We start from the raw sequence: 25,255 nt of genomic DNA, 5'->3' as shown, positions 1-25,255 counted from the left end.
CCCCGACGCGGCCGGGACGCCGTCGCCGCGTCGTCGGTCGGCGGGGGTTCGTCCGGGTCGGGTTTGGCCGGCGAGCGGCGTCACGAGGTGCCTCGGGGCGCCTGCGGGGGGGGCGTGGCGCGGATATGGCGACGGCCGCCCGGCGGCTGCCGGACGGCCGTGCACCGTTGGAACGGTCAGCGCTGGCGCAGCAGCGGCTTGGCCAGGGCCCAGTAGCCGGCGGCGATGGCGTTGAAGACGCCCATGCCGGGGGGCGAGTCGACGTTCGACGGGGCGACCCGGGCGGTCATCAGCTCGGCGATGACCCCGTCGGGCACGATCCGCTCGTCCTGGAGCTGCCGGCGGCGGGACTTCAGCCAGGCCCGGTTGGTCCAGAGCCAGCCCCAGCCGCGGAACTTCTGCGTGACCCAGCCGCCGGCGAGCGCGGCGGCGAGCATGGCCGCCTCGGTGAGCAGCAGGACCGGGGCGAGCACCACCAGCGTCCGGGTCTCGTACGCGGTGAGCAGCGTGACCAGCCGGTTGCGCTCGACCAGGTACAGCTTGAGGGCGTTGCGGGAGAACTCGTAGTGGTGCCGCACGACGGCGTCCGGGACGTACTCCAGCCGCAGCCCGCGCTGCCAGAGGCGCAGGCTGAGCTCGGTGTCCTCGTGGTAGGCGAAGTACTCGGCGGCGAAGCCGTCCAGCTCCCGCCACAGCGCCCGGTTGATGACGAAGCAGCAGCCGCTGAGCGACGGCACGGTGGTGCGGACGGCGTGGGCGCTGGCCGGCTCGCCGTTGCCGCCGGCCCAGGACAGCCCAGTGAAGTGCAGCGGGTTGCCGGAGGTGTTGATCAGCTCCGGGTTGTCGGCGAGGCGGATGGAGGCCATGGCGGCGCCCACGCCCGGCTCGCCGGCCACGGCGACGACCTTGGCCAGGGCGTCGGGGGCGACGATGGCGTCGCTGTTGACGAAGGCCAGCCACTCGCCGGTGGCCTCGGCGGCGCCGACCCGGCAGCCGCCGGAGTAGCCGGTGTTCTCCTCGGGGCGGATCACCCGGACACCGGGGAAGCCCTTGACGACGTCGATGCCGTCGCCGGTGCAGCCGTTGTCGACCACGATCAGGTCGATGTCGACGTCGGTGCTGTCCAGCACGGCCCGGGCGGCGTCGACCAGGTACGGCTCGGCGCCGTAGGCCAGCATCACCGCGGTCACCTGCGGGCGGGTCATCGGATGCCTCCGGATACTCCGGTCGCCAGGGCGTCGTCGAGGGACCGGGTCGGGGTGGGGGTGGGACGGGACTGGCGGCGCAGCAGCAGCGCCATGGCGGCGGCCACCACGACGGAGCCGACCGTGTAGGCCAGCTCGACGCGGAGCGCCACCGACGCCGGGGTGAGGGTCACGGCGACCAGGGCGGCCACGCCGACGGTCCAGGCGAGGGCCTGGGCGCGGTGCCGGTCGAGGGCGAGCAGCGCCTGGCCGAGGACCATCGCCCACAGGTAGGCCAGGGTGGCCACGGCCAGCCAGGCGAAGTCGCCGTGGCCGAGCACGTCGGCGGCGTCGAACAGGGTGCCCACCAGCCAGGGGCCGAGGGCGATCGCGCCGATTGCGCCGAGGACGCCGAGCGCGGTGACGATGCCCAGCGCCCGGCGCAGCAGGCTGTGGAAGCCGCGCAGGTCGCCGGTGGTGGCGGAGGTGGCCAGGCCGGGCAGCAGCGACGCCTGCAGGGAGGCGAAGACGAACAGCGGGATGCGGACCAGCACCAGCGCGGAGAGCAGCGCTCCGGCGGTGGCGACGTCCGACGGGTCGAGCAGCCGTACGTTGATCACGCCGACGTTCACCACGACCTGGGAGAGCAGGCTGGAGACGGTGAGCAGGCCGAGGCCGCGCAGCAGCGCGCCCCAGGCGACCGGTACGCCGCCGCCGGCGGCACGCAGCACCGGGGGCAGGGTGAGCAGTACGCCGGCCAGCGGGGCGATCACCAGCACCAGCCCGTACCACAGGGGTGAGGTGACGCCGGTGAGCCCGAGCACGGCCACCATGGCGATCCGCAGTCCGCCGTCGACGCCGAGCTGGGTGCCGTACCAGGGGAAGAGTTGCAGGCCGGAGAGGACGCCGCGGGTGGTGTAGGCGACGGCCATGGCGACGAGCGCGCCGATCAGCACGGTGACCATGGCGGCGTCGCCGGCGAAGAGCCGGTCGGTGAGCGGCCCGCGCGCGGCGAGGATCACCACGACCATCACGGCGAGCACCCCGGCGGCGAGGACGGCGCCCCGGGCCAGCACCGGACCGGGCGGCAGTCCCTGGCTGCGGCGGGCGGCGACGACCCGGGCGACCTCCTGCTCGACGGGCATGAACACGCCGATGCCGAGGGTGAAGACGATCGCCCAGAGCACCGACAGGGTGTTGTAGTCGGACTCGGTGAGGCTGTGTCCGGCCACCGCGAGGTGGACGTAGGAGGCCAGCCCGAGCAGGGCCAGCCCGGCACCCACGGCGAGGGTGCCGGGCGGGACGAGGTGGAGCAGCCGCCGGATCACCGGCGGATGAGCGCCAGCGTGAGTACCGCGAACGCGCGACCGAGGTAGATCATCGCCTTGGCGGGGGAGTGGCTGGGCGTGCCCGCCATCCGCTTTCGCATGGCCACCGGCACCTGCCGGATCTTGTAGCCGCGCCGGGCGGTGTGCACCAGCGTCTCGACGGTGTCGCCGAGGTACTCGGCCGGGTACCAGCCGGCGAACATCTCGATCACCCGCCGGTTGGCGGCGCGGAAGCCGGACGTGGTGTCGGTGAGCTTGGTCTTGGCGACCTTGGAGAGCACGGCGGAGAGCATGACCATGGCCCAGCGGCGGGGGCCGCGGACGCTGTAGTCGCCCTCGCCGGCGAACCGGGCGCCGATCACCAGGTCGGTGTCGTCGAGCAGGTCGACGAGCTTCGGCACGTAGCGTGGGTCGTGCTGGCCGTCGGCGTCGATCTGGATGGCGACGTCGTAGTCGTTGTCCCGGGCGTACCGGTAGCCGAGCCGCATGGCCCCGCCGACGCCGAGGTTGTACGGCAGCTTGGCGACCCGCGCGCCGGCGGCGGCGGCCACCGCCGCGGTGCGGTCGGTGGAGCCGTCGTCGACCACCAGCACGTCGACGCCGGGCAGTTCGCCGCGGACCTCGCCGACGACGTCGGCGATCGAGCCGGACTCGTTGAGCGCGGGGATGATGATCAGAACGCGCTTGCCGTTAACCATCGTGGGACACCAGTTCGTCTCGGGCTGATTCGGTGCGGGCCGCGCGGTCGGCGTCGACCTGGGCGCGGAGCAGGGCGAAGTCTTCGGCCAGGGTGCGGGTCTCCTCCTCCAGGGCGCTGACCTCCCAGCTGAGGTGCACGCACACCAGCAGCAGGAAGACGATGCCGAGGAAGAGCACGAGGCTGACGCCGGAGACCACCCCGAAGAAGCCGGCCACGTTGTCGAGCAGGCGGGGGAACAGCGACAGCGGAATGACGATCAGGAGTACGGCCAGCCAGAGCATGCCGTACTTCTCGCGGAGCTGCCGGCGGCGCAGCAGCTCGACGATGGTGACCAGCAGGAGCAGGCCGGTCAGACCGGTGACCAGGGTGAGCTTCATGCGACCTTCCACGGGGCGGGTGGAGTGGGGGAGTCGAAGGCGTCGGACAGCGTGTCACGCCAGTCCGGCAGCGGCGGAAGACCTGCGGCCGCCCAGCGGTCGTGCCCTAGCACACTGTACGCCGGTCGGGCGGCCGGACGCGGAAACCGGTCGCTGGTGGTGGGTCTCACCCGCTCCGGGTCGAGCCCGGCCAGGGTGAAGGTGGCGCGGGCCAGGCCGCACCAGGTGGTCCGGCCGGAGCAGGTGCCGTGGTAGACCCCGGCCGGGGCGCGGCCGGCCAGCGCCGCGTCGGCCAGCGCCACCAGCTGGGTGGCCAGCGCGTACGACCAGGTGGGCTGGCCCTGCTGGTCGTCGACCACGTCGAGCTGCTCGCGCTGCTCGGCGAGGCGGAGCATGGTGGCCACGAAGTTCGGCCCGTGCGCGCCGTAGAGCCACGCGGTACGGACGACGTAGCCGGTTTCCGGGAGGAATCGGGCCACAGCCCGCTCCCCGGCCAGCTTGCTGCGGCCGTACGCGTTGACCGGGTCGGTGGGCGCGTCCTCGGCGTACGGCTGCTCGGCGTCGCCGGGGAAGACGTAGTCGGTGGAGACGTGCAGCAGCCGCGCGCCGGTGGCGGCGCAGGCCCGCGCGAGGTGCGCGACCGCGTCGCCGTTGACCGCGGTGGCGGCCGCCTCGTCCCGCTCCGCGCCGTCGACGTCGGTCCACGCGGCGGTGTTGAAGACCACGTCGTGGCCGGCGACGGCGGCGTGGACGGCCTCGGCGTCGGTGATGTCCAGCTCGGTGCGGGTGGCGGCGGTCACCTTCAGGTCCGGCCGGGTCGCCAGCACGGCCAGCAGGTCCCGGCCGAGCATCCCGCCCGCGCCGGTGACGAGCACTCGGCTCATGCGCCCTTGGCCGCCTTCAGCGGCTCCCACCAGGCCCGGTTGTCCCGGTACCACTGCACCGTCTCGGCCAGGCCGCGGTCCAGGTCGATGCTCGGGGCGTACCCCAGCTCGGCGCTGATCTTGCTGATGTCCAGCGAGTAGCGGCGGTCGTGGCCCTTGCGGTCGGCGACCGGGACCACCCGGTCCCAGTCGGCGCCGCACGCCTCGAGCAGCCGGCCGGTGAGCTCCTTGTTGCTCAGCTCGGTGCCGCCGCCGATGTTGTAGACCTCGCCGGCGCGGCCCTTCTGCTGCACCAGGGCGATGCCCCGGCAGTGGTCGTGCACGTGCAGCCAGTCGCGGACGTTGCCGCCGTCGCCGTAGAGCGGGACGGTGCCGCCGTCGAGCAGGTTGGTCACGAACAGCGGGATGACCTTCTCCGGGAACTGGTACGGCCCGTAGTTGTTGGAGCAGCGGGTGACCACCACGTCCATGCCGTGGGTCCGGTGGTAGGCCAGCGCGAGCAGGTCCGAGCCGGCCTTGGAGGCCGAGTACGGGGAGTTCGGGGCCAGGGGCCAGGTCTCCGTCCAGGAGCCCTCGTCGATCGAGCCGTACACCTCGTCGGTGGAGACGTGCACGAAGCGGCCGGTGCCGTGCCGCAGCGCGGCGTCCAGCAGCGTCTGGGTGCCCAGCACGTTGGTGGTGACGAACGGCGCGGCGCCGGCGATCGAGCGGTCGACGTGCGATTCGGCGGCGAAGTGCACGATCACGTCGTGATCGGCGACGACCTGGTCGACCAGGACCGGGTCGCAGATGTCGCCCTGCACGAAGCGCAGCCGGGCGTCCTCGCGCACCGGGGCGAGGTTGTTCAGGTTGCCCGAGTAGGTCAACTTGTCCAACACCGTCACCGCGGTGGGCTCGACGACGGGCACCCCGGCAGCGTCGCCGCCGGGCACGCCCAGCAGCATCCGTACGTACTCCGACCCGATGAATCCGGCTCCGCCGGTGACGAGAATCCTCACGGGTCCGGAAGTGTACGCGAATCCTCGCGGACCCCGGGGGACGGCGACCCCGGTGTCCGTTTGACGCCGGTGCAGGTAGTCTCCCCGGGTGCGTGGAATCCTTCTCGCTGGTGGCACCGGGTCCCGGCTCTGGCCGATCACCCGGGCGGTCTCCAAGCAGCTGATGCCGATCTTCGACAAGCCGATGGTCTACTACCCGCTGTCGACCCTGGTGATGTCCGGGGTGCGGGAGATCCTGGTGATCACGACGCCGGAGGACCAGTCCCAGTTCGAGCGGCTGCTCGGTGACGGCAGCCAGTGGGGCCTGCGGCTGGAGTACGTCACCCAGGCCCGCCCGGAGGGCATCGCGCAGGCGTTCGTGCTCGGCGCGGACTTCATCCGCGACGAGTCGGTGGCGCTGATCCTGGGCGACAACATCTTCCACGGCGTTGGCCTGGGCCGGCAGCTCGCCGCGCACGGCGACCCGGTCGGCGGGCGGGTGTTCGCGTACCCGGTGGCCAACCCGGAGGCGTACGGCGTGGTCGACTTCGACGACGAGGGCAAGGTGCTGTCGATCGAGGAGAAGCCGGAGAAGCCGAAGTCCCGGTACGCGGTGCCGGGCCTGTACTTCTACGACAACCGGGTGGTGGGCATCGCCCGCGACCTCAAGCCCAGCGCCCGGGGCGAGTTGGAGATCACCGCGGTCAACGAGGCGTACCGGGAGGCCGGGGAGCTGTCGGTGACCGTGCTGGACCGGGGCACCGCCTGGCTGGACACCGGCACCTTCGCCTCGATGATGCAGGCCGGCGAGTTCGTCCGGGTGATCGAGGAGCGCCAGGGCATGAAGATCGGCTGCGTCGAGGAGGTGGCCTGGCGGGCCGGCCTGATCGACGACGACCAGCTGCGCGTGCTGGCCGAGCCGCTGACCAAGAGCGGTTACGGCGACTACCTGCTCGGCCTGCTGGCCGAGAAGCACGGCGAGGCGGTGGCCCGCTGATGAAGATCCGGCAGCTGGGTATCGAGGGGGCCTGGGAGATCAGCCCGCAGCAGCACGGCGACCCGCGCGGGCTGTTCATGGAGTGGTACCGCTTCGACCGCCTCGCCGAGGCGGTCGGGCATCCGCTGCGGCTGGCCCAGGCCAACCTGTCGGTCTCCGCGCGCGGCGTGGTGCGCGGCATCCACTTCGCCGACGTGCCGCCGGGCCAGGCCAAGTACGTCACCTGCGTACGCGGCGCGGTGCTGGACGTGATCGTGGACCTGCGGGTCGGCTCGCCGACGTTCGGCCGGTGGGAGGGCGTCCGGCTCGACGACGTCGACCGGCGCGCGGTCTACCTCAGCGAGGGGCTGGGGCACGGCTTCTGCGCGCTGACCGACGACGCGACGCTGAGCTACCTCTGCTCGACGACCTACAACCCGACCGGCGAGCACGCGGTGCACCCGCTCGACGCCGACCTGGCCATCGAGTGGCCGGCCGAGGTCCCGCAGCTCTCCGCCCGGGACGCCGCCGCGCCGACGCTGGCGCAGGCCCGCGAGTCCGGCCTGCTGCCGGAGTACGAGGCCTGCCGGGCGTTCACGGCGAGCCTGCGGCCGGACGGAATGTCGCACTCGGACGGTATGTGATCGACCGGAGAGCACGACCTGTGCGGTGACAGTGACGAACGGGGCCCCCGGGCGGCTAATGTCACAGCATGGAGCGGCGAATCTTCGGCCTCGAGACCGAGTACGGCGTCACCTGTACCTACCGCGGGCAGCGTCGGCTGTCCCCTGACGAGGTCGCCCGGTACCTCTTCCGCCGCGTCGTGTCGTGGGGCCGGTCCAGCAACGTGTTCCTGCGCAACGGTGCCCGGCTCTACCTGGACGTCGGTTCGCACCCGGAGTACGCCACTCCGGAGTGCGACTCGGTGGTGGACCTGGTGGCCCACGACCGGGCCGGCGAGCGGATCCTGGAGGGGCTGCTCGTCGACGCCGAGAAACGGCTGCACGACGAGGGCATCGCCGGCGAGATCTACCTGTTCAAGAACAACACCGACTCGGCCGGCAACTCGTACGGCTGCCACGAGAACTACCTGGTCTCCCGGCACGGGGAGTTCGGCCGGCTGGCCGACGTGCTCATCCCGTTCCTGGTCACCCGCCAGCTGATCTGCGGCGCCGGCAAGGTGCTGCAGACCCCGCGCGGGGCGGTGTACTGCCTGTCGCAGCGGGCGGAGCACATCTGGGAGGGCGTCTCCTCGGCGACCACCCGCAGCCGTCCGATCATCAACACGCGCGACGAGCCGCACGCGGACGCCGAGCGCTACCGCCGGCTGCACGTGATCGTCGGTGACTCGAACATGAACGAGGTCACCACGCTGCTCAAGGTGGGCAGCGCCGACATCGTGCTGCGGATGATCGAGGCCGGGGTGGTGATGCGCGACCTGACGCTGGAGAACCCGATCCGGGCCATCCGGGAGGTCTCCCACGACATCACCGGCCGGCGCAAGGTGCGGCTGGCCTCCGGCAAGGAGGTCAGCGCGCTGGAGATCCAGCAGGAGTACCTGACCAAGGCGACCGAGTTCGTCGAGCGCCGGGGCGGCGACCAGACCGCCAAGCGGGTGGTGGAGCTGTGGGGCCGGGTGCTCAGCGCGGTGGAGAGCGGCGACCTGGACCCGGTGGCCCGCGAGATCGACTGGGTGACCAAGCTGCGGCTGATCGAGCGCTACCAGCGCAAGCACGACCTGCCGCTGTCGCACCCCAGGGTGGCCCAGATGGACCTGGCCTACCACGACCTGCGGCGCGGCCGGGGCCTCTACGGGCTGCTGGAGCGGCGCGGGCAGGTCGACCGGGTGGCCACCGACCCGGAGATCTTCGAGGCGAAGGAGACCCCGCCGCAGACCACCCGGGCCCGGCTGCGCGGCGAGTTCATCCGGCACGCCCAGGAGAAGCGGCGCGACTTCACCGTCGACTGGGTGCACCTGAAGCTCAACGACCAGGCGCAGCGCACCGTGCTCTGCAAGGACCCGTTCCGGGCGTACGACGAGCGGGTGGAACGCCTGATCGCCAGCATGTGAGGACGTCGGCGGCCGGTGCCGGGCACCGGCCGCCGACGCACCGGTACGCTGGCGTCGCGATGAACACTTCCTCACCCTCCGACCGCGATCGCGGCACCGAGAAGCTGAACTGGGTCGAACGGCGCCGGGAGAAGATCCGCGCCGAGATCGAGCGCAACCGCCGCGGCGAGTACAGGGTGCCGACCTGGGTGCTCGCGGTCGCGCTGGTCGCCATCGTCGGTGGCTGGCTGGCGCTGATCTTCCTGGTCGGCTGAGCCCGCCGCGCCGCCGTTTGCGGCGTGTCGCGGTGACCGCCGCCCAGGACACCCCGACTCGCCGCAAACTATGAAACGGGGCCGACGCGCCGGGCGGTCAGCCGATCAGGCGGGCCGCGTGCCGGCCGGCCGCGGCCGCCGCCAGGAAGTAGGCGTGATCGGCGTCCAGGCCCCGGCCCATGGTGGACAGCCCGACCGGCAGGGCGCGCAGCGCCGCGTCCAGCCCGTCGGTCGGCACCCGGACGAGGGTGTGCCGCCCCGCGAGGGGGGCCAGCGCCGCGTCCACCTCCGCCGCCAGCGCGGCGTCCAGGCCGTCGGGCACGACGAGCTCCGCCGGGGCCAGCGCCACCCGGCCGTACGCGGTGAGGCTGTGGTGCGACACGCCACGGTGCCGGGGGCGCGGATCGGCGTCGGAGATCCGCAGCGAGCCGACCGACCGGCCGCCGAGGGTGGCGACCGCGTTGACCGCCTCGCCGACGGCGACCCCGGAGAAGCCCCACGTGGTCCCGGTGCCCAGGTTGCCCGGGCCCTGGGCGACGATCGCCACGTCGGCGCGGAGCACGTGCCGGGCGGCCAGCAGGCCGCTGTGCAGGGTGGTGGCCTCCAGGTCCCCGCCGAACGCCTGCCCGACGCTGACCGTGCCCACCAGCTCCCCGCGTAGCCCGTCCAGGGTGCGGGAGAACCAGGCCGGCAGCGCGCCCCCGTCGGTGAGCAGGTACGCCACCCGGGCATCGGGGGCGTCGGCGCGTACGCCGGCCAGGATCGCCGGCAGCGCCGAGTGCAGGTCGGCGGTGACCACGGGCAGCCCGTCCAGGCTTTCCGCCCGGGCCAGCAGCTCGTGGTGCTCCGACGCCTCCTCGTCCACCCCGAGCATGATCGCCTGCAACGGGGTATAGCGGGCCTTGACCAGGTGGCCGGCGTCGCGGGTGTCGCCGGCTTGCGGCGGGTCCGGCGGCAGCCGGTCGGGCAGCGCCACGACCAGGGCGTAGCCGCCGGTGCCCAGCCCCATCAGCAGGGCGCCGGCGTTGAGCAGCACCCGGTCGCCGGGCACCGGGTCGCCGACCAGGGCGGGGTACGCCAGGGCGCGCAGGGCGCCGCCGTCGGGCAGGTCGACGTCGAGTTCCACCGCGCCGGCCCACCGCCGTCGTACCGCCGTCACCGTTCCGGACCGCCATCGCACCATGCCGGGCACGCTATCCGCGCCCGGCGGCGGCGCCGCGCCCGGGTCAGGGCGGGCCGGGCCGCCGGCGGTCCTGCTCCTGGTCCTGGGTACGCCGGGCCCGCCGCCCGTCGGTGCCGGGCATCGAGCGGGTGGGATCGAGGAAGACGAACCGGATCTCCGGGTAGCGGTCGGTGAGCCGGCGCTCGGCCTCGTCGGCGGCGGCCTCGATGTCGGCGCCGGTGGCCTGGTCGTGGAAGTCCACCTTGGCGGCGACCAGGATCTCCTCCGGGCCGAGCAGCATGGTCATCAGCGTGTCGACCCGGTCGACCGCCGGCAGTTCGGCCAGTTCCCGCTCGATCTCGCGGTGCAGCCGCTCCGGCACGGACCGGCCGACCAGCAGCGACAGGTTGCTCCAGGCCAGGATGGTCGCCACCACCAGCAGCAGGAGACCGATCCCGATCGAGGCGAGTCCGTCCCACAGCTCGTCGCCGGTGAGGTGGGACAGGCCCAGCCCGACGGCGGCGAGGAGCAGGCCGACGAGGGCCGCGCTGTCCTCCAGGAACACCGCCTTGACGGTGGTGTCGGCGGTCAGCCGCAGGAACCGGCGCGGGCTGGTCCGCCAGCGGCGCGACTCGTTGCGCACCTGGCGCACCGCCCGGGTCAGCGAGATAGACTCGATGACGAAGGACACCCCCAGCACGACGTAGGAGACGAGGTAGTCCCCGCTGTGCCGGTGCACCAGGATGGTGGTCACGCCGTGGGTGATGGCGAAGCCCGCCCCGGCGACGAAGGTGAACAGCGCGGCGAGGAACGCCCAGACGTAGCTCTCCTTGCCGTACCCGAAGGGGTGCCGGGTGTCGGCGGGCCGCGCGCCCCGGCGCAGCGCCAGGTAGAGCAGCACCTCGGTGGTGGTGTCGGCGACCGAGTGGGCGGCCTCGGAGAGCATCGCCGCGGAGCCGGAGATCAGGCCGGCGACCAGCTTGGCCACCGCGATGGCGAGGTTCGCCGCGCCCGCCACCACGACCGTGCCGACGCTCTCGGCCTTGACTTCGCCCTCCGACATGCGCCTCACCCTAGGGCGGTCGGGCCGCCACCGTCCGGTGACCGGCGGCACTGCGCCGCGCGCCGCGCCCGCGCGGGTGCACGGCCGTGGCGCGCGGGCTGCTAGCGTTCACATCGTGTCGCGGAGCCGTACCGAACGCCTGGTCAACCTGGTGATCTGTCTGCTGTCCACGCGACGGTTCCTGACCGCCGCGCAGATCGCCGCGACCGTGCCCGGTTACGAGCACGATCCGGACGACGCCAAGGAGCACGAGGCGTTCCAGCGCAAGTTCGAGCGGGACAAGGCCGAGCTGCGTGAGCTGGGCGTGCCGCTGGAGACCGGCACGGCCAGCGTCTTCGACGCCGAGCCCGGCTACCGGATCGCCCACCGGGAGTACGCGCTGCCGGAGATCCCCCTGGAGCCCGACGAGGCCGCGGCGGTGGGCATCGCCGCGCGGCTCTGGCAGCACGCCGGGCTGGCCGCCGCCGCCTCCTCCGGGCTGGCGAAGCTGCGCGCGGCCGGCGTCGACGTGGACCCGCAGGCCACCCTGGGCCTGGAGCCGATGGTCACGGTCGACCCGGCGTTCGCGCCGCTGACCGCCGCCGCGCGGGACCGGCGCGAGGTCGGCTTCGACTACCGGGTGCCCGACCGGGACGCGCCGACCCGCCGCCGGTTGCAGCCGTGGGGCGTGGTCTGCTGGCGCGGCCGCTGGTACGTGGTCGGCCACGACCTGGACCGGGACGCCACCCGCTGCTTCCGGCTCTCCCGAGTGGTGGGCGCGGTCCGGGTGACCGGCGAGCCGGGCGGGTACGAGCGGCCCGCCGGCGTCGACCTGATCAGCCACGTGGCCCGCTGGTCCGGGCCGGTCGAGCGCACCGGCCGGGCCACCGTGCTGGCCGCCCCGGGCCGCGCCGCCGGCCTGCGGCGCTGGGCCGTGCAGACCCTGCCGGGCCCCGACGGCGACCGGCTGGTCCTGCCGTACGCCGACCCGGACTCCCTCGCCGGCCACCTCGTCGGGTACGGCCCGGACGTGCGGGTGCTGGAACCGCCGGAGGTGCGCGACGCGGTGATCCAACGACTCAAGGAGATCGCCGTCCGGCAGGACGACCTGGCCGTGGCCGGAGGCCCCCGGTGACCCGACCGGCCGCTCGGAGCGGCTCCCGCACCTCCGCGGACCGACTGGCCCGGCTGCTCAATTTGGTGCCCTACCTGCTCGCCCGCCCCGGCATCGAGATCGCCGAGGCGGCCGGCGACCTGGGCGTCACCGAGCGGCAGCTGCGCGAGGACCTGGAACTGCTCTGGGTCTGTGGGCTGCCGGGCTACGGCCCGGGTGACCTGATCGACATGGCCTTCGACGGCGACCGGGTCACCATCACCTACGACGCCGGCATCGACCGGCCGCTGCGGTTGACCCCGGACGAGGCGCTGGCCCTGGTGGTGGCGCTGCGGATGCTCGCGGAGACGCCCGGGGTGGCCAACCGGGAGGCCGTGGAGCGGGCCCTGGCGAAGATCGAGAACGCGGCCGGCGACCTGGTCGGCGCGCCGGTGGCGGTGCGGCTGCCCGGGGACACCCGGCAGGTCGAGGCGCTGCGCTCGGCGGTCGAGGGCGGTCGGGCGCTGCGGATCACCTACTACACGGCGGCGCGGGACGAGACCAGCGAGCGCACCATCGACCCGCTGCGGATGCTGATGGTCGGCGGCCGGGCGTACGTGGAGGCGTGGTGCCGCCGGGCCGAGGCGGTCCGGCTGTTCCGGGCCGACCGGATCGACGCGGTCGCCGAGCTGGACGAGCCGGCAGTGGTGCCGCCGCAGGCGCGCCCGCACGACCTCACCGACGGGGTGTTCCGCCCCTCGCCGGACCTGCCGCTGATCACCCTGCGGATCGGTCGGGGCGAGCGGTGGATCACCGAGTACTACCCGTGCGAGCGGGTGGAGGCCGGCGACGGCGACCAGTGGCTGGTCTCGCTGCGGGTGACCGACCTGGGCTGGGCCCGCCGGTTCGTGCTCGGGCTGGGGCCGGACGTCACCGTGGTCGCCCCGGCCGAGCTGGCCGATCAGGTGCGGGCGCAGGCGCTCGCCGCGCTGGAGGCGTACGGCACCCCGGTGGGCGACAACGCGCCGTCGGCCGACCCGGCGGTGGGGGCCGTCACCCAGTAGGCTGACCGCCGTGGTGAAGTGGATCGTTCTCGCGGTGGTGCTGTTCGCACTCGTCGTGCTGGCCCTGGCGGTCCGGCCGGTGCTGGCGCGGCTGCCCCGGCTGCGTCGGGCGGCGGTCGCGCTGCAGCGACGCCAGGCCGACGCGGACGCGCTGCGCGAGGCCGCCGAGGCGCTCTCCGAGCGGGCCGAGACACTCCAACGGCAGGTCGAGACGACCCAGCAGCGGGTGGAGCTCATCAAGGCCAAGCGCGGTAAGTGATCGACCCCGGTCGGTGAATCGCGCGTCGGCTGCGCGATCCGGGTGCCTTTCGCGCACGGATGGACGTCCCCAGGTGGTTGACGGGACACGCGAGGGTGGTCAAGACTTCACCGGCCGGACGCGTCACCAGCGGCCCGGCGGGTGGCAACGGCTCTCGACGCACGTACGATGGGCTGCGACACACCCTTCGACACAGAGCGACTGGAGCTTCCCATGGGTGCCCTCAAGCCGTGGCACATCGCCGTACTCGTGGTCGTGCTGATCCTGCTCTTCGGCGCGAAGCGGCTCCCCGACGCGGCCCGTTCGCTGGGCCGCTCGCTGCGGATCATCAAGGCGGAGACCAAGAGCCTGCAGGACGACGACCGCGACCTGGCCGAGAAGGCCGACGCGCAGGCCGGCTACCAGCCGCTGCCGCCGCACGTGCAGCAGCAGTACGCCCCGCAGCAGGCCCCGCAGCAGCCGGTCGCCCCGCCGGTCGACCCGGTGCAGCGCGTCCGCGACAACTGACCGAAGGGCCCGAGCACCGTGGCCTTCGCGCTTCGCAAGCGCGGCCCGAGCGATTTCGAACGGGCCGCCGACGGCTCCATGACGCTCATGGAGCACATCCGTGAGCTGCGCAACCGTCTCTTCCGCGCCTCGCTGGCGATCCTGGTCGGCTTCGGCTTCGGCATCTGGCTGGCGACGCCGGTCCGGGAGCTGCTGTCCAAGCCCTACTGTGACCTGCCACAGGCGAAGGACCCCGAGACCGGGCTCTGCAAGTTCGTCCAGCTCGGTGTGGCCGACGTCTTCCTGCTGAACCTGAAGATCGGCCTCTGGGTCGGGCTGATCATCGCGGCACCGGTCTGGCTCTACCAGCTCTGGGCGTTCATCGCGCCGGGCCTGCACCGGAACGAGCGGCGGTACGCGTACGTCTTCACGGCGCTCGCCGCGCCGCTCTTCGCGGCCGGTGCGGTGCTGGCGTTCTTCGTCACCACCAAGGGCCTGGAGTTCCTGCTCGACGTCTCGGGTGACGACATCTCCACGACGCTGGAGGTCACCCGGTACATCTCGTTCGTCACCAACCTGATCCTGCTGTTCGGGGTGGCGTTCGAGTTCCCGTTGATCGTGCTGATGCTCAACTTCGTCGGCCTGGCCAGCGCGCGGAAGCTGCTGAGCTGGTGGCGGGTGGCGGTCTTCGTGTTCTTCGCCTTCTCGGCGGTGGTCACGCCGACCCCCGACCCGTTCGGCATGACGGCGTTGGCGATCTGCCTCTGCGCGCTCTACTTCGCCGCGGTCGGGGTGGCCTTCATCAACGACAGGCGGCGGGGTCGGGGCAAGGAGAGCTACTCCGACCTCAGCGACGACGAGGTGTCGCCGCTGGAGCTGGACCCCGAGCCGGTCGAGGCGTCCGCCGGCGTGGACTTCTCCGGGCCGGTCGGGGCGCCGGCGCCGGTCGCCGCGCCGGCCCCGATCGACCGACGCTTCGACGACATGACCTGACGGGTTCCGCGCCCCGGGCTGTCCACGACGCCGCCTCCGCCTGCCGGGGGCGGCGTCGCCGTGTCATCCCCGCCGAACGACGAGAGCCGCCGGGTCAGGGAACGGCGACGGGTCGGGACAGGCATGGGCCGGGCCCCTGTTCGGGACCCGGCCGGCGGGAACGTCCTGATCGGGGCTAGCTCGAGTAGCCGCGCGCGGCGATCCAGTCGGCGAGCTTGTCGTCGGTCATCCAGTAGGTCTTCGTCGGGTCGTACGGGTCGGCGACCTTCATGGTGTCACCGCCGTCGCGGTATCCGACGATGGTCAGATAGTGTCCGCCCTCGTACGAGTAGCGGTTGCCCTCGGTGTCGACCGAGGTGCCCATGATGTTGGCTACCACGCCACGGTTGGCGTCGACCGCCTCCACCACGTCGGTACGCAGCTCGGCTTCCTGCTGCGGGTCGGCCTCGGCGCCCTGGATCTCGGTGGTCTCGTAGCCGCCGGCGGTCATCTCGTTGAGCACCCGGGTGGTGGCGTCCACCGAGTCGGTGCCGGCCTGCGTGGTGCCCAGCTTGTCGGCGACCTCACGTTGGCTCACCACCTTGCCCTGCGTGGACAGGGCGATCCGGGTCGCGGCGGGTGCGCAGTAGTACTCGTTCGGCTGCCGCTGATAGTCGTAGTGCAGCACTCGCTGACCGTCCTCGGGCGGAGGAGCCGGCGGAGGCGCCTGCGCAGGAGCCGGCGGGGGCGCGGGCGGCGGCGGGGGCTGGTCGGCGGAGGCGGGCACGCTCTGCACCGGGGCTGGATGCGACGGGGTCATCGGATCGGCGGACGCCTGGGCGGCGATCGCCGAACCAGTGAAGGCGCCGCTGGCCAGCACGGCAACGGACAGCACGCTCTTACGGAACAGGGAATTCATCGTGATGCTCCCCTCGACTGGTCTTACCGGCCTTCGCCCGCCGCTTACCCGGGCCTGGTCTGCGAAAACGCGCGACACTACCCGAGTAGCGGGGGTTCCGGCCGGCTTTGCCCGATCACGCGCGGAAATCCCGCAGGAGGAGTAGAAGGGGCCGGGCCGCGCGGGGGTTGGTGCGAAAGATGGCGGTGGGACCGGGTGCGACGTGAGGGATGTCGGAGCCGGGTCATCCCACGCGGCGGGCGGGCGGCTATGCACCGATGCGCGGATTGTCCTGGTCCAGTGGGCCTTCCGTGAGGCCTGACGGGCGGCATTTTGTTGGCCGGTGGAGGTGGTCATCGAGCGGGGCGTCGCACGAGCCGGATCGGCCTCGTTGACGACTTAGCGGCCTCGCCGGTGTCCTCGGTGTGTGGGCGGGGATAGGGTCTTCCGGCCGCCCACCGCCTCGTCGTGGCTCCGGACGGCCTGCCGGCACAGTCAGGCTGCGTACGTGAGCCACGGTGCCCGCAGGGCGTCCCTCGGCCCGACTGCGCCCGGCGGTGAGGACCGCATCCCGGGGGGCTGACGAGGGGTCCAGCGCTGCCCGGAGCAACCTCGTGGTCGTCAGTTCACCCTGAGCTTTAGCGCTGGCCGGGCGGTGAGCGAGTGGCCGTCCAGGAAGGCCAGGTCGACTGCCACGCCACTGAACGTGACCGGGCCCGGCGAGGTGGTGGCGATCCCCGGGGGGAGCGGCAGGTCCGGGCTCAGCGTGATCGTCACGCCGAGGATTCGTCCGACGAATCGGGTGGCGTAGACGGCGACCTCGCCGCTGAGCGTCAGCTGATCGGTGGCGACCCGCATGGTGCGGCCCGCCGGGCCGGGCGAGCGCAGTCGGGCGTCGTCGGTCATCACCCGATCCATGCTGAACTTCAAGGCCCGCAGGGTGCCGCCGGCGGTGGGCAGCTCGACGATTCCCTCGATCCGCAGCCCCGTCATGGTCATGGTGGAGCCGGTCAGGTGGACCGGGCTCTTCGCCACCAGCGGCTGGCCGGGCTCGGCGGGGATCCGCGGCAAGGTTCTCCCGGCCCCGGGGGCGGCCGGGGTCGGCTCGGGGCGGGCGCAGTCGAGAGCCAGGACGATCGGCCCGGAGCTGGCGGCCAGCAGGGTCGACAGCGGTGGCGGGCCGGGCGCAGCCGCACGCTCCGACTGCGCCCGGGCACTTTCCTCGTCGTCCTGGCCCCCGTGGAACGCGCCGAGGCCGCCGAGGCCGCCGAGGCCGAGGACGTTCCGGTTCGCCCTGGCGTACCCGCTCGGGCTGATCGAGGACGAGCCGGCCGGCCCGTCCGGCGCCGGTTCGGTCGGGCAGGTGGGTCCGTCCCGAGCCGGGGCGGGTACGGCCGACGCCCTCGCCGGGCCGGGCGCGGCGAGCGTCACGGTGGCGGAGATCCCGAGCAGCCCCAGCAGTGCCGCGAAGAACCGTAGGCCGCGCTGTGGGGGCCCCGGCTGCTCGGGCTTCGTCCGCTCGGCCGGCCAGAGCCTCAGGGCCGCAGCGGACTCCTGGTACGCGCCGGGCGACGGCCGGGTGAGGTGCAGCCCCAGGCTGTCCCGGCCGAACATCAGTTCGTCGACGAGGGCCGGCTGCCCGTGCTGGGGGCAGCGTCGGGGGCCGACAGGTCAGCTCCCGCACCTGGCCTGGGCTGGTCCGGCCCCGTCCCGTCCGCCGGCGTCCCGGGCCGCGCCGTCTCGTCGCCCGCGGCCTCGTCGGGCACGGCCGCGTCGTCCGCTGGCTCGTCGCGCGTCCCTGCCGCGCCGGCCGGCTCGCTGGCCGGTGCGGCGCTCGGCGGGGTGTCCGGCGTCCAGGCGAAGCCGAGGGCGCTGCCGACCAGGCCGAGCAGCAGACCGACGAAGAAGCCGCCGAGGTTCACCCCGATCAGCGAGAAGAGCGCGGTCACGGCGGCGACCACGGCGTAGAGGACCCGGTGTGGGGGCTTGAACCACATCAGCAGCCCACAGGTCACCAGGATGGTGGGGATCAGCCAGGACAGGAAGCCGGTCGTCCCCGTCTGGAGAGTGAGACCGGCGAGCGACATCTGGGTGGTGCCGAAGATCTGCAGACCGGCCAGTGCGGTGAACAGGCCGCCCCAGAATGGTCGGGTCCGCCGCCAGCGGCGGAAGCCGCGCAGGTCGCGGAGCCGCTCCGGCCGGGCGTTCCGCGGTTCGCCGTTGTCCACCCATGCCTCCTGCCGAGTGAGGGGTCGAGCGCAGCCCCCGCCACACGGAGAGCGGGGCGGTGGTCAGCTCAGAAGCACTCCTTGGCGGCCGCGCCCGTTCTGACCTTCAGCTTCAATCCGGTGAGGTTGAACGTCCGGGCCTCGGTGGAGCGGGCCACCTGGCGGAGGTTCGTGATCGTGACGGTGTCGGCCTGCTGGCCGAACGTCCCCCGGGGACCCCTCGCGTTGGGGGGGCCGCCCTCGAGGGTCGACGCGTCCCGATTGATCTGGATGTTCGTGAACCGGGCGTCACCCTCGAGCTGTTCGGCGTCGATCAGCAGGTCGGTGGCGGTGGCCGGCCGGCCACCGCCGCCGGCGTTGATGGTGATCACGACGGGCGCGCCGGGCGCCTTCACCGACTGGCAGAGGTCGAAGAGCTGCGCCCTGCGGATACCGGTGGTCGCCACCGGATGCCTGGTCCCGTCTACCTCCGTGGCGACGCCGCCGTACTGGACGAAGCCCTCGCCGCGCAGCTCCGAGGCGGAGACCTTGAACGTCTGCCCGGACACGGCGAACGAGGCGGCCATGGCGCCGTTGGCCATGCCGAGCACGATCGCGCCGGCGACCGCGGTCGCCGGGATCGCCAGGGCGGCGAAGCGCCGCCAGCGGGTACGTCCTGGGATGTCGGACCTCTCCTGCACGGTTCCTCCTCAGGGTGGATGTCGTGCCGGTGGTCGGACGAGCGCCAACGAGGGCTCGTGGCCAGCTGGGCGATGACGGAGGCCGAGATGGGCCGTCCCTGCGCGTGCGCCAGCAGGCACCGCCACCCCGACGCTAACACGCTGTAGACAGCCGGGTGCGGATTCGTCACCTAGCGTTAGACGTTCCGGGTGGGCTCGACGCGCCGCGGTCCGTTCGCCGTACTGCCCGGTGCCACCTTCGACACCCTCGTCCCAGCGGCCACGACTTCTCGCGATGCCCTGCGGGGTCACCCGAACGAGAACCATGATGCCGGTGTCGACTGCCTCTCCACGTCGGTGCGTCGACGACTGTGCCCGCGTGCAACCGAATGTGCCAGCCAACGGCGGGAGCCGTCCCTTCGGAACGGACAGCAGGGCGAAGGCCTCACGCGATCCGAGCAGATTCGTGTTCCGAGGCCGCGGCATCAATCCCGGGAGGTTGTTGTATGTACGCACGGAAGCGGCGCCTCTACCTGTCCGCGCTGGTGCTGACGCTCGTCTTTCCGGCCCTGTCGTCAGCGGTCACCGGAGCGAACACGGCTGCGGCGCGTGCCGATTCGTGCGCGAATCCCACCACCGGCCGGGAGGCCGACGCCGTGGGACGGAAGTTCATGGTGGCGGCGGCCAATCCCTTCGCGGTCCAGGCCGGCTGCAAAATCATCGCCAAGGGCGGCACGGCCGCGGATGCGGCGGTTGCCGTGCAGGCGGTCCTGGCCGTCGTGGAGCCACACGCCTCCGGGCTGACCGGTGGCACGCTCATCAACTACTGGGATCCCGACAAACACACCGTGCGGTATTTCGACGGCATGTCCCGAGCACCGAAGAACGTGCCGCAGAACCTGATGAGTCCCACCGAGCAGGAGCGCAAGGCGCTCGGTGTCGACCGCTTCCCGTACGCGGCGTCGGCGACGGCCCGGGCGTTCGCCGTCCCGGGCACGCTGCGGGTGCTTGCGGACGTCCACGAGGTGTACGGGGACCTCCCCTGGGACGAGCTCTTCGACGACGCCATCAACCTGGCCGCGAACGGCTTCCCCATGCCGGAAGCCCTGAGCAGTGGGCTCGACGAGCGCAACAACGGGCGCAAGCGCTGCAACTACCCCGATCTGCGCCCCCGTTACTGCAACGGTGACAAGGCCAAGAAGCCGGGTACGACGATTCGCAACCCGGAGATCGCGGAGGTGTTGCGGGAGGTGCGGGACGGCGGGGCGGACGCCTTCTACGACCCGAACGGCAAGATCGCCCCGGCGATCGTGCAGCACGCGGCCAAGGGCCCGATCAAGCTCAAGGGAAACACCGCCGGACCGGTCGTGATCCCCACTCTCATGACCGCCGAGGACTTCGCCGAATACGCCGCCGTCGAGCGCAAACCGCTGTGCCGGAAGGTGTTGGGCGTGCTGGTGTGCACGTCGGCGCCGCCCGCGTTCGGGGGAGTGTCCGTACTGGAGATGCTGGGCCTGCTCGACCGCGGCAAGGTGGGCGAGAGTGAGCCGGACTCGGCCGATCGCATGCACCTCTTCGTCGAGGCCAGCCGCCTGGCGAACCTCGATCGTCGGGCGTACATCGGGGACCCGGCCTACCACAAGGTGCCGGCGGCCGGTCTGCTGGACAGCAAGTATCTCGACCAGCGCTTTTCCCTCTATTCTCCGGACCGGGCGATCGACCCGATCAGGCCGGGAGAGCCGCCGGAGCGGATCCCTCCCGGGCCCACCGGGGACGTCCCGAGCACCATCGACGTCGGCGACCCGACCAGCAACGTGAGCATCGTGGACAGCGACGGCGACGCCATCTCGATGACGACCACCATCAACACGCACTTCGGAGCGCACATCGAGGCGCGGGGGATGATCCTCAACAACGCGATGAACAACTTCACCGACACGTCGTCGGTCTCCCCCGGCAAGCCGGTGAACGTCATGCAGTCGAAGAAGCGCCCCACGGCGTCGATGGCGCCGACCATCGTCCTCGATGAACAGGGACGGCAGCTGAAGCTGGTGGTGGGCGCGGCCGGCGGCTCGCACATCCCGGACTACGTGACCCAGGCGCTGGTCGGTGTGATCGTCGACGGCATGGGGCCGGCCGAGGCCATCGACCAGGGGCATTTCAGCGGGCAGGACATCACGCGCAAGTGCGGGGGGTCTGTCGGGGCGCCTTCCGAGCTCGAAGCGGGCCGGCGGATCAGCGCGATCATGGCCGAACTCGTGGTCCGGGAGCATCCGTGTCCCCGGCTCATCGCACTGGACAGCGGTCTCACCGCGATCGAGGTACGCGGCGACCAACTGCTCGGCGCGGCGGACAAGCGCCGCGACGGCAGCGCGATCGGGCGCTGACGTACCGGTTCACCTCCGCGGTATGAGCCGCCCTCACCCCGCCGGCCGCCACGCTGGTGCCACCGCTCGACGTGGCCGCGACGCGGATTCGACCCCCGCCGAGTTCATCCCGGTCGGGTGAAGTCTCCTCACCCTGCCGAGTTCGATGATCGACACGACGCGCAAGTTCCGATGTCGCCGAGAGCGAAGGGTCGCCATGAAGAGCAAGAACGGAGGCGAGCAGCCCGCCCCCGACCGGGGTCGCGATCAGCAGCCCTTCCGCGGACGCGCGTCCGTGCCGTCAGTGCCGTCGGACCCACCACAGGAACAGGCGGTCCCGTGGCGGCGGCGCGCGCTGGACCAGCAGCTCCCGGCAGCCGGCTTTCCCGCCGGCTCCGGTAAGCCGTCACTGCTGTATCTCTGGGCGATCATGGGTCTGGCGGCCGCCATCGTGCTCGGATTCGCCATCAACAACCAACGAGGCGTCCCCCCGGCCGTCGTCGACTCGCAGCGGGACAACGTGTCGAAGGTCGCCTCCAGCATGCGGCTGACCATCAACCACTACGTGGAGGACCTCGACCAGCGCATCGCGGCTCGGCCCCCGACGACCCCCGACCCGGAGTTCGTCAAGCAGGTGGTGGGCAACGGTACGGAGTGGACCGGGGCCGTGATCGTGGAGACCGCCTCGCGGCGCCCGTTGGCCACCGCCGGCACCGGCGTACCGATGGAGCTGCTGCCACCGACGCTTCCCGCCAAGGACACGTTCCCGATCACCACTCCGGACGGGCCGACGCTGGTCCGCAGCGTCGCGCTGGACGGCTCGCGGACGCTGCTGGCGACCCAACCGCTCGACGTGGACGAACTCCGCCTCAACCCCAACGCCCGACAGGGCATCTTCGTCATCACACCGGACGGCAAGAGCACCCTGATGCAGGGGGTCAGCGCCGTACCCGATGTCCACCTGCCGGTGGTCTTCCAAGGGCTGGCGCAGTCCCAGTCCACGGAGGGCCACCCGATCCGGGTGACGGAGTGGCTGAACAAGCAACTGGTCGTCTCCTCCGCTCCGGTGGGGGAGACCGGGGCGACGGTGGCGACCCTCATCGTCGCCGAGGAGACGGGCGGCACTTCCACCCTGCACGGCTTCCTGCTCGGCCTGACCCTGCTGGCGATGGCGGTGCCCAGCTTCCTGCTGATGCGGCTGGCGCTGGTCAGCCCGGTCCGGTCGCTGCTGGAGCGGGCCAAGGCTGACGCCTGCGGTGAGGTCCCCGGCAAGCGGTACCCGTTGCGCATCGCGGAGGCCCACCGCATCGCCCGGGCACTGTCCCTCACGTCCGACGATCCATCGTCCGGCACCGGCGGCCGGAAGCGCTGGCGGTGGCGGTGGCGACCGACCGCGAACCAGGGCCTGGCCCTGGCCACCGTCGTGGCGCTGCTCTGGCCGGCGGCGGCGGTGGCCTACACGCTGAGGTCACCTGAGCCGCAGATCCCCAACCAACTCGTCCGGGACGAGGAGAGCAGGGCCGAGGCGGCGAGCAACGTGATGGGCAAGGCGCTGAACAACGGCCTGCAGACGGTTACCCGGATCTCCCAGGCATCGGAGGTGACGCCCGACCCGGCTCAACTGGCCCCGCAGCTGAAGCAGGAGCTGGCCGACAAACACCGCTTCCGCAGCCTCTACCTGATGGACCCGAACGGATCGGTCGTCAGCGCCGCGGGACGGGACCCGCTGCGCAAGGAGCCGCTGCGCGGTGAGACCGGCATCGAGCTGGACGGCGCAACCGCGCGCGTGCCGCTGGTGTACGCCTTCCGGGTCGCTCCCAACGGCGTCGCGACCGTCGGCGAGTTCGACATCGACTACCTGCTGGAGATGATCCGGGCGGTGGACGGGCAGGTACGGGTCGTCGACGAGGACCTGCGCACCGTCTTCGACTCCAACGGCTTCCGCGCCTTCCAGCAGTTGGAGGGCACCGCCCGGGTGGCCGCTTCCGAGGCGCTGAAGGGCGGCACCGTGGGTATGGCGAAGACGCCGGACGGCAGGCCGGCACTGATCGCCGCCGCCGGCCTGAACAAGCCGAACACCGTCGCTCCGCTGAAGTGGTCGCTGGTCGTGGAGCAGGACCTGGCCGGGCTGCGGCTGCCGGAGAGCGACGGCCGGCGGTGGACGCTGCTCGTGGCCGGTGCCACGACGGGCGTGGTGCTGCTGACCCAGACGTGGCAGTACTTCGTCTTCGCGCGGCCACTGCGCCGCCTCGCCGTGCAGGCCGACCGGATCAGCGACGGGGACGTGGAGGAGCCGATCTCGCCGCAACGCCACGACGACATCGGGGCGTTGGCGATGTGCCTGGAGGTCTGCCGCCAGGTCCGGCACACCGGCTCCAGTCGGCTGGGCGGTGCGAGCCGGCTGCGCGGCACGGAGGAGGACCGCACCGTCGTGCTGCCCGAGGTCCCGCCGCAGCCCGAAGCCGGTCGGGCCACCCTCTGGTACAGCGAGAGTGCCGACACCCGCGCCGACGACCGAGACGAAAGGAGCTGACGTGGTATACCTCTACGTCGTTTTCGTCCTCTGCTGTGTGGCCCTGTTCGGCGCGGGGATGGTCGAGCAGCGTAACCACTATCGCAACCTGAACATGATTCCGGACCGGGTGCTGGTCAACGGCATTCGGGGCAAGAGTTCGATCACCCGGCTCTGTGCCGGCGCGTTGCGTGGCGGTGGGCGGGTGGTGGTGGCGAAGACCACCGGCACGGCGGCCCGGTTCATCTTTCCGGACGCCAGCGAGGAGCCGGTGCACCGCAAGTTCGGCATCGCCAACGTGGTCGAGCAGATCGGCATCGTGCGGCGGGCCGCCGTCTACCACCCGGACGCTCTGGTCATGGAGTGCATGGCGGTGATGCCGGCGCTGCAGGAGGTCAATCAGAGCAAGCTGATCCGGTCGAACATCGGGGTGCTGTGCAACGTGCGCGAGGACCATCTCGCCGAGATGGGGCCGACCCTGGACGATGTCGCCCGGTCGCTGAGCCGGTCCATGCCGATCGGCGGCACCTGCATCACCGCCGAGCGGGAACGGCTCGCGATCCTGCAGGAGGAGGCCGACCGGCGGGACTGCCGCCTGATCGCGGTCGACCCGGAATCGGTCAGCGACCACGAGATGAACGGCTTCGGCTGGATCACCTTCAAGGAGAACGTCGCGATCGCGCTGGCCGTCGCCGGCGAACTGGGCGTCGACCGGCAGAGCGCGCTGCGGGGCATGTGGGAGGCGCCGCCCGACCCGGGCGTGCTCTCCGTGGCCCGGGTGATGCACGGCGACAAGCGGTTCCGGTTCGCGAACATCTTCGCCGCCAACGACCCCGAGTCGACCTTCATGAACATCCAGCAACTGGAGGACCAGCAGCTCATCACCCGGCCGCTGACGATGGTGATCAATTGCCGGCCGGACCGGATCGAGCGCAACGGGCAGATGGGCGAGCTGAGCGGCCGGGTGCGACCGGAGACCATCGTCCTGATCGGAGAGGTCACCAAGAGTGCCCGGACGACCGTGCCCGCGGACCTGCAGGACCGGGTGGTCGACCTCGGCGGCAAACCGGACCCGGACAGCCTGCTGCAGGGCGTGAGCGCGGCGACCCCGGACGACTCCTCGATCGTCGCCGTCGGGAACATCCACGGGCAGGGTGAGGTGCTGGTCCACCAGCTGGCGACACTGCCGGGCTGGACCTGTGAGGACGGCTCTCCCTCCGCCTCCACCCTTCGTACGTCCACCGGAGAAGGGAGCCAGTGATGACGTTCGGCGGAGAACTCAGCGCCCAGCTGGCCACGGCGAGCCTCGGCATCGGGCTGGTGTTCGCCCTGCTGTGTTACCTGACCACCAACCTCTCGCCCGGGGGCATGATCACCCCGGGCTGGATCGCGTTGACCCTCATCGAGGACCAGCTCCAGTCGGTGATCGTGGTCGGGGTCACCATCGTCACCTACCTCATCGCCCGGCTGATGCACCGGGTCATCATCCTGTACGGGAAGCGGCTGTTCGCCGCCATCGTGCTGGTCAGCGTCCTGTTGCAGCTGACCATGTTCGTGCTCGTCCAGCGCGACCTGCCACTGCTGTTCGCCCACCAGACGCTGGGCTTCGTGATCCCCGGCCTCATCGCCTACCAGTTGGTGCGCCAGCCGCCCAGGGCGACCATCCTGGCCACCGTCATCGTGACGGCGATCACGTTCGGCATTACGTACAGCGGCGTGGTCGCGGGTTTCGTGCCGGTGACCTGACCCTTCCTCGCAAACGT

Annotated in this window: 24 protein-coding genes and 1 pseudogene; 13 read left to right on the top strand and 12 right to left on the bottom strand. The window is 72.0% G+C overall.

Annotated features, from left to right (window positions below):
• Positions 1-176 precede the first annotated feature (176 nt).
• From ACTMTB_RS29255 to rfbB, 6 genes are read right to left on the bottom strand one after another with little or no spacing between them, the layout of a single operon-like run.
• Positions 177-1,205: a glycosyltransferase family 2 protein gene (locus tag ACTMTB_RS29255; RefSeq protein WP_441149394.1), complete on the bottom strand. Its 1,029-nt coding sequence runs from the start codon at positions 1,203-1,205 to the stop codon at positions 177-179.
• Entirely contained in the window at positions 1,202-2,512 is a 1,311-nt protein-coding gene (locus ACTMTB_RS29250; RefSeq protein ID WP_441149393.1) for a lipopolysaccharide biosynthesis protein, read from the bottom strand. Before ACTMTB_RS29250 ends, ACTMTB_RS29255 begins: the two co-directional genes overlap by 4 nt.
• The gene (locus tag ACTMTB_RS29245; protein WP_280841457.1) at positions 2,509-3,210 is read right to left on the bottom strand and encodes a glycosyltransferase family 2 protein; all 702 of its coding nucleotides are present in this window, start codon (positions 3,208-3,210) and stop codon (positions 2,509-2,511) included. Before ACTMTB_RS29245 ends, ACTMTB_RS29250 begins: the two co-directional genes overlap by 4 nt.
• Entirely contained in the window at positions 3,203-3,589 is a 387-nt protein-coding gene (locus ACTMTB_RS29240) for a DUF2304 domain-containing protein (protein WP_154937316.1), read from the bottom strand. The genes ACTMTB_RS29245 and ACTMTB_RS29240 overlap by 8 nt, the downstream gene beginning before the upstream one ends.
• Positions 3,586-4,473 (bottom strand): dTDP-4-dehydrorhamnose reductase, encoded by an 888-nt coding sequence (rfbD, locus tag ACTMTB_RS29235; RefSeq protein ID WP_210776251.1) that lies wholly within the window; start codon positions 4,471-4,473, stop codon positions 3,586-3,588. Before rfbD ends, ACTMTB_RS29240 begins: the two co-directional genes overlap by 4 nt.
• Complete coding sequence (rfbB, locus tag ACTMTB_RS29230) at positions 4,470-5,471, bottom strand: dTDP-glucose 4,6-dehydratase (RefSeq protein ID WP_441149392.1); 1,002 nt, start codon at positions 5,469-5,471, stop codon at positions 4,470-4,472. Before rfbB ends, rfbD begins: the two co-directional genes overlap by 4 nt.
• Before the next feature lie 88 nt (positions 5,472-5,559).
• Here rfbB and rfbA point away from each other — a divergent pair, with 88 nt between their 5' ends.
• From rfbA to ACTMTB_RS29210, 4 genes are all read left to right on the top strand, one after another.
• Positions 5,560-6,447 carry a glucose-1-phosphate thymidylyltransferase RfbA gene (gene rfbA / locus ACTMTB_RS29225; protein WP_441149390.1) on the top strand — a complete coding sequence of 296 codons (888 nt, stop codon included), beginning with the start codon at positions 5,560-5,562 and terminating at the stop codon, positions 6,445-6,447.
• The gene (locus ACTMTB_RS29220) at positions 6,447-7,070 is read left to right on the top strand and encodes a dTDP-4-dehydrorhamnose 3,5-epimerase family protein (RefSeq protein WP_441149389.1); all 624 of its coding nucleotides are present in this window, start codon (positions 6,447-6,449) and stop codon (positions 7,068-7,070) included. The genes rfbA and ACTMTB_RS29220 overlap by 1 nt, the downstream gene beginning before the upstream one ends.
• Positions 7,071-7,138: 68 nt before the next feature.
• Positions 7,139-8,497, top strand: coding sequence for a Pup--protein ligase (gene pafA, locus ACTMTB_RS29215; protein ID WP_441149388.1), 1,359 nt, complete (start codon positions 7,139-7,141; stop codon positions 8,495-8,497).
• Positions 8,498-8,556: 59 nt separating this feature from the next.
• On the top strand, positions 8,557-8,751 hold the full coding sequence (locus ACTMTB_RS29210; protein ID WP_441149386.1) for a hypothetical protein: 195 nt from the start codon (positions 8,557-8,559) through the stop codon (positions 8,749-8,751).
• 97 nt (positions 8,752-8,848) lie between these two features.
• Here the strand turns inward: ACTMTB_RS29210 and ACTMTB_RS29205 are convergent, their stop codons facing one another.
• Together ACTMTB_RS29205 and ACTMTB_RS29200 are read right to left on the bottom strand one after the other, a co-directional pair.
• Positions 8,849-9,934, bottom strand: a complete 1,086-nt coding sequence (locus tag ACTMTB_RS29205) for a DUF3866 family protein (protein WP_441149384.1) — start codon at positions 9,932-9,934, stop codon at positions 8,849-8,851.
• A gap of 43 nt (positions 9,935-9,977) precedes the next feature.
• Positions 9,978-10,976, bottom strand: a complete 999-nt coding sequence (locus tag ACTMTB_RS29200; protein WP_441149382.1) for a cation diffusion facilitator family transporter — start codon at positions 10,974-10,976, stop codon at positions 9,978-9,980.
• 115 nt (positions 10,977-11,091) lie between these two features.
• On the opposite strand from ACTMTB_RS29200, the gene ACTMTB_RS29195 reads away from it, so the two are divergent.
• From ACTMTB_RS29195 to tatC, 5 genes are all read left to right on the top strand, one after another.
• On the top strand, positions 11,092-12,090 hold the full coding sequence (locus tag ACTMTB_RS29195) for a helix-turn-helix transcriptional regulator (protein ID WP_441149380.1): 999 nt from the start codon (positions 11,092-11,094) through the stop codon (positions 12,088-12,090).
• A complete protein-coding gene (locus tag ACTMTB_RS29190) occupies positions 12,087-13,112 on the top strand; it encodes a helix-turn-helix transcriptional regulator (protein ID WP_441149378.1) in 1,026 nt (341 codons plus the stop codon). The genes ACTMTB_RS29195 and ACTMTB_RS29190 overlap by 4 nt, the downstream gene beginning before the upstream one ends.
• A gap of 10 nt (positions 13,113-13,122) precedes the next feature.
• Positions 13,123-13,371 (top strand): hypothetical protein, encoded by a 249-nt coding sequence (locus tag ACTMTB_RS29185; RefSeq protein WP_280841467.1) that lies wholly within the window; start codon positions 13,123-13,125, stop codon positions 13,369-13,371.
• A 213-nt stretch (positions 13,372-13,584) separates the two neighbouring features.
• The gene (gene tatA / locus ACTMTB_RS29180; protein ID WP_441149376.1) at positions 13,585-13,878 is read left to right on the top strand and encodes a Sec-independent protein translocase subunit TatA; all 294 of its coding nucleotides are present in this window, start codon (positions 13,585-13,587) and stop codon (positions 13,876-13,878) included.
• Between the two features lie 18 nt (positions 13,879-13,896).
• Positions 13,897-14,850 carry a twin-arginine translocase subunit TatC gene (gene tatC, locus ACTMTB_RS29175; protein ID WP_441149374.1) on the top strand — a complete coding sequence of 318 codons (954 nt, stop codon included), beginning with the start codon at positions 13,897-13,899 and terminating at the stop codon, positions 14,848-14,850.
• Positions 14,851-15,025: 175 nt separating this feature from the next.
• On the opposite strand, the gene ACTMTB_RS29170 is transcribed toward tatC, so the two are convergent.
• The 4 genes and pseudogenes from ACTMTB_RS29170 to ACTMTB_RS29155 form a co-directional block, all read right to left on the bottom strand.
• The gene (locus ACTMTB_RS29170) at positions 15,026-15,748 is read right to left on the bottom strand and encodes a C39 family peptidase (RefSeq protein ID WP_441149373.1); all 723 of its coding nucleotides are present in this window, start codon (positions 15,746-15,748) and stop codon (positions 15,026-15,028) included.
• A gap of 600 nt (positions 15,749-16,348) precedes the next feature.
• Positions 16,349-17,341, bottom strand: coding sequence for a hypothetical protein (locus ACTMTB_RS29165; protein WP_441149371.1), 993 nt, complete (start codon positions 17,339-17,341; stop codon positions 16,349-16,351).
• 116 nt (positions 17,342-17,457) lie between these two features.
• Positions 17,458-17,955: pseudogene (locus tag ACTMTB_RS29160) on the bottom strand (DUF6114 domain-containing protein); the annotation flags it as partial.
• A 68-nt stretch (positions 17,956-18,023) separates the two neighbouring features.
• Positions 18,024-18,635 carry a DUF6230 family protein gene (locus ACTMTB_RS29155; RefSeq protein WP_441149369.1) on the bottom strand — a complete coding sequence of 204 codons (612 nt, stop codon included), beginning with the start codon at positions 18,633-18,635 and terminating at the stop codon, positions 18,024-18,026.
• Between the two features lie 524 nt (positions 18,636-19,159).
• On the opposite strand from ACTMTB_RS29155, the gene ACTMTB_RS29150 reads away from it, so the two are divergent.
• From ACTMTB_RS29150 to ACTMTB_RS29135, 4 genes are all read left to right on the top strand, one after another.
• On the top strand, positions 19,160-21,001 hold the full coding sequence (locus ACTMTB_RS29150; protein WP_441149368.1) for a gamma-glutamyltransferase family protein: 1,842 nt from the start codon (positions 19,160-19,162) through the stop codon (positions 20,999-21,001).
• Positions 21,002-21,197: 196 nt separating this feature from the next.
• Entirely contained in the window at positions 21,198-23,513 is a 2,316-nt protein-coding gene (locus ACTMTB_RS29145) for a HAMP domain-containing protein (RefSeq protein WP_441149367.1), read from the top strand.
• A gap of 1 nt (position 23,514) precedes the next feature.
• Positions 23,515-24,753 (top strand): poly-gamma-glutamate synthase PgsB, encoded by a 1,239-nt coding sequence (gene pgsB / locus ACTMTB_RS29140; RefSeq protein ID WP_441149366.1) that lies wholly within the window; start codon positions 23,515-23,517, stop codon positions 24,751-24,753.
• Positions 24,753-25,238, top strand: a complete 486-nt coding sequence (locus ACTMTB_RS29135) for a poly-gamma-glutamate biosynthesis protein PgsC/CapC (RefSeq protein ID WP_154937278.1) — start codon at positions 24,753-24,755, stop codon at positions 25,236-25,238. The genes pgsB and ACTMTB_RS29135 overlap by 1 nt, the downstream gene beginning before the upstream one ends.
• Positions 25,239-25,255: the final 17 nt, after the last annotated feature.

This window comes from Micromonospora sp. L32 (genome assembly GCF_052068055.1).
Lineage (GTDB): Bacteria > Actinomycetota > Actinomycetes > Mycobacteriales > Micromonosporaceae > Micromonospora > Micromonospora purpureochromogenes.
The sequence above is the reverse complement of the archived record's forward strand: the minus strand, read 5'-3'. Positions and strand labels throughout refer to the sequence as shown.

Bases quoted from the DNA above. Each gene is read 5' to 3' on its own strand.
- ACTMTB_RS29135 (WP_154937278.1), top strand. From the start codon at position 24,753: ATGACGTTCGGCGGAGAACTCAGCGCCCAGCTGGCCACGGCGAGCCTC.
- pafA (WP_441149388.1), top strand. From the start codon at position 7,139: ATGGAGCGGCGAATCTTCGGCCTCGAGACCGAGTACGGCGTCACCTGT.
- ACTMTB_RS29240 (WP_154937316.1), bottom strand. From the start codon at position 3,589: ATGAAGCTCACCCTGGTCACCGGTCTGACCGGCCTGCTCCTGCTGGTC.
- ACTMTB_RS29145 (WP_441149367.1), top strand. From the start codon at position 21,198: ATGAAGAGCAAGAACGGAGGCGAGCAGCCCGCCCCCGACCGGGGTCGC.
- tatA (WP_441149376.1), top strand. From the start codon at position 13,585: ATGGGTGCCCTCAAGCCGTGGCACATCGCCGTACTCGTGGTCGTGCTG.
- ACTMTB_RS29205 (WP_441149384.1), bottom strand. From the start codon at position 9,934: ATGGTGCGATGGCGGTCCGGAACGGTGACGGCGGTACGACGGCGGTGG.
- ACTMTB_RS29165 (WP_441149371.1), bottom strand. From the start codon at position 17,341: ATGTTCGGCCGGGACAGCCTGGGGCTGCACCTCACCCGGCCGTCGCCC.
- ACTMTB_RS29220 (WP_441149389.1), top strand. From the start codon at position 6,447: ATGAAGATCCGGCAGCTGGGTATCGAGGGGGCCTGGGAGATCAGCCCG.
- ACTMTB_RS29170 (WP_441149373.1), bottom strand. From the start codon at position 15,748: ATGAATTCCCTGTTCCGTAAGAGCGTGCTGTCCGTTGCCGTGCTGGCC.
- ACTMTB_RS29200 (WP_441149382.1), bottom strand. From the start codon at position 10,976: ATGTCGGAGGGCGAAGTCAAGGCCGAGAGCGTCGGCACGGTCGTGGTG.
- rfbD (WP_210776251.1), bottom strand. From the start codon at position 4,473: ATGAGCCGAGTGCTCGTCACCGGCGCGGGCGGGATGCTCGGCCGGGAC.
- ACTMTB_RS29210 (WP_441149386.1), top strand. From the start codon at position 8,557: ATGAACACTTCCTCACCCTCCGACCGCGATCGCGGCACCGAGAAGCTG.
- ACTMTB_RS29255 (WP_441149394.1), bottom strand. From the start codon at position 1,205: ATGACCCGCCCGCAGGTGACCGCGGTGATGCTGGCCTACGGCGCCGAG.
- ACTMTB_RS29245 (WP_280841457.1), bottom strand. From the start codon at position 3,210: ATGGTTAACGGCAAGCGCGTTCTGATCATCATCCCCGCGCTCAACGAG.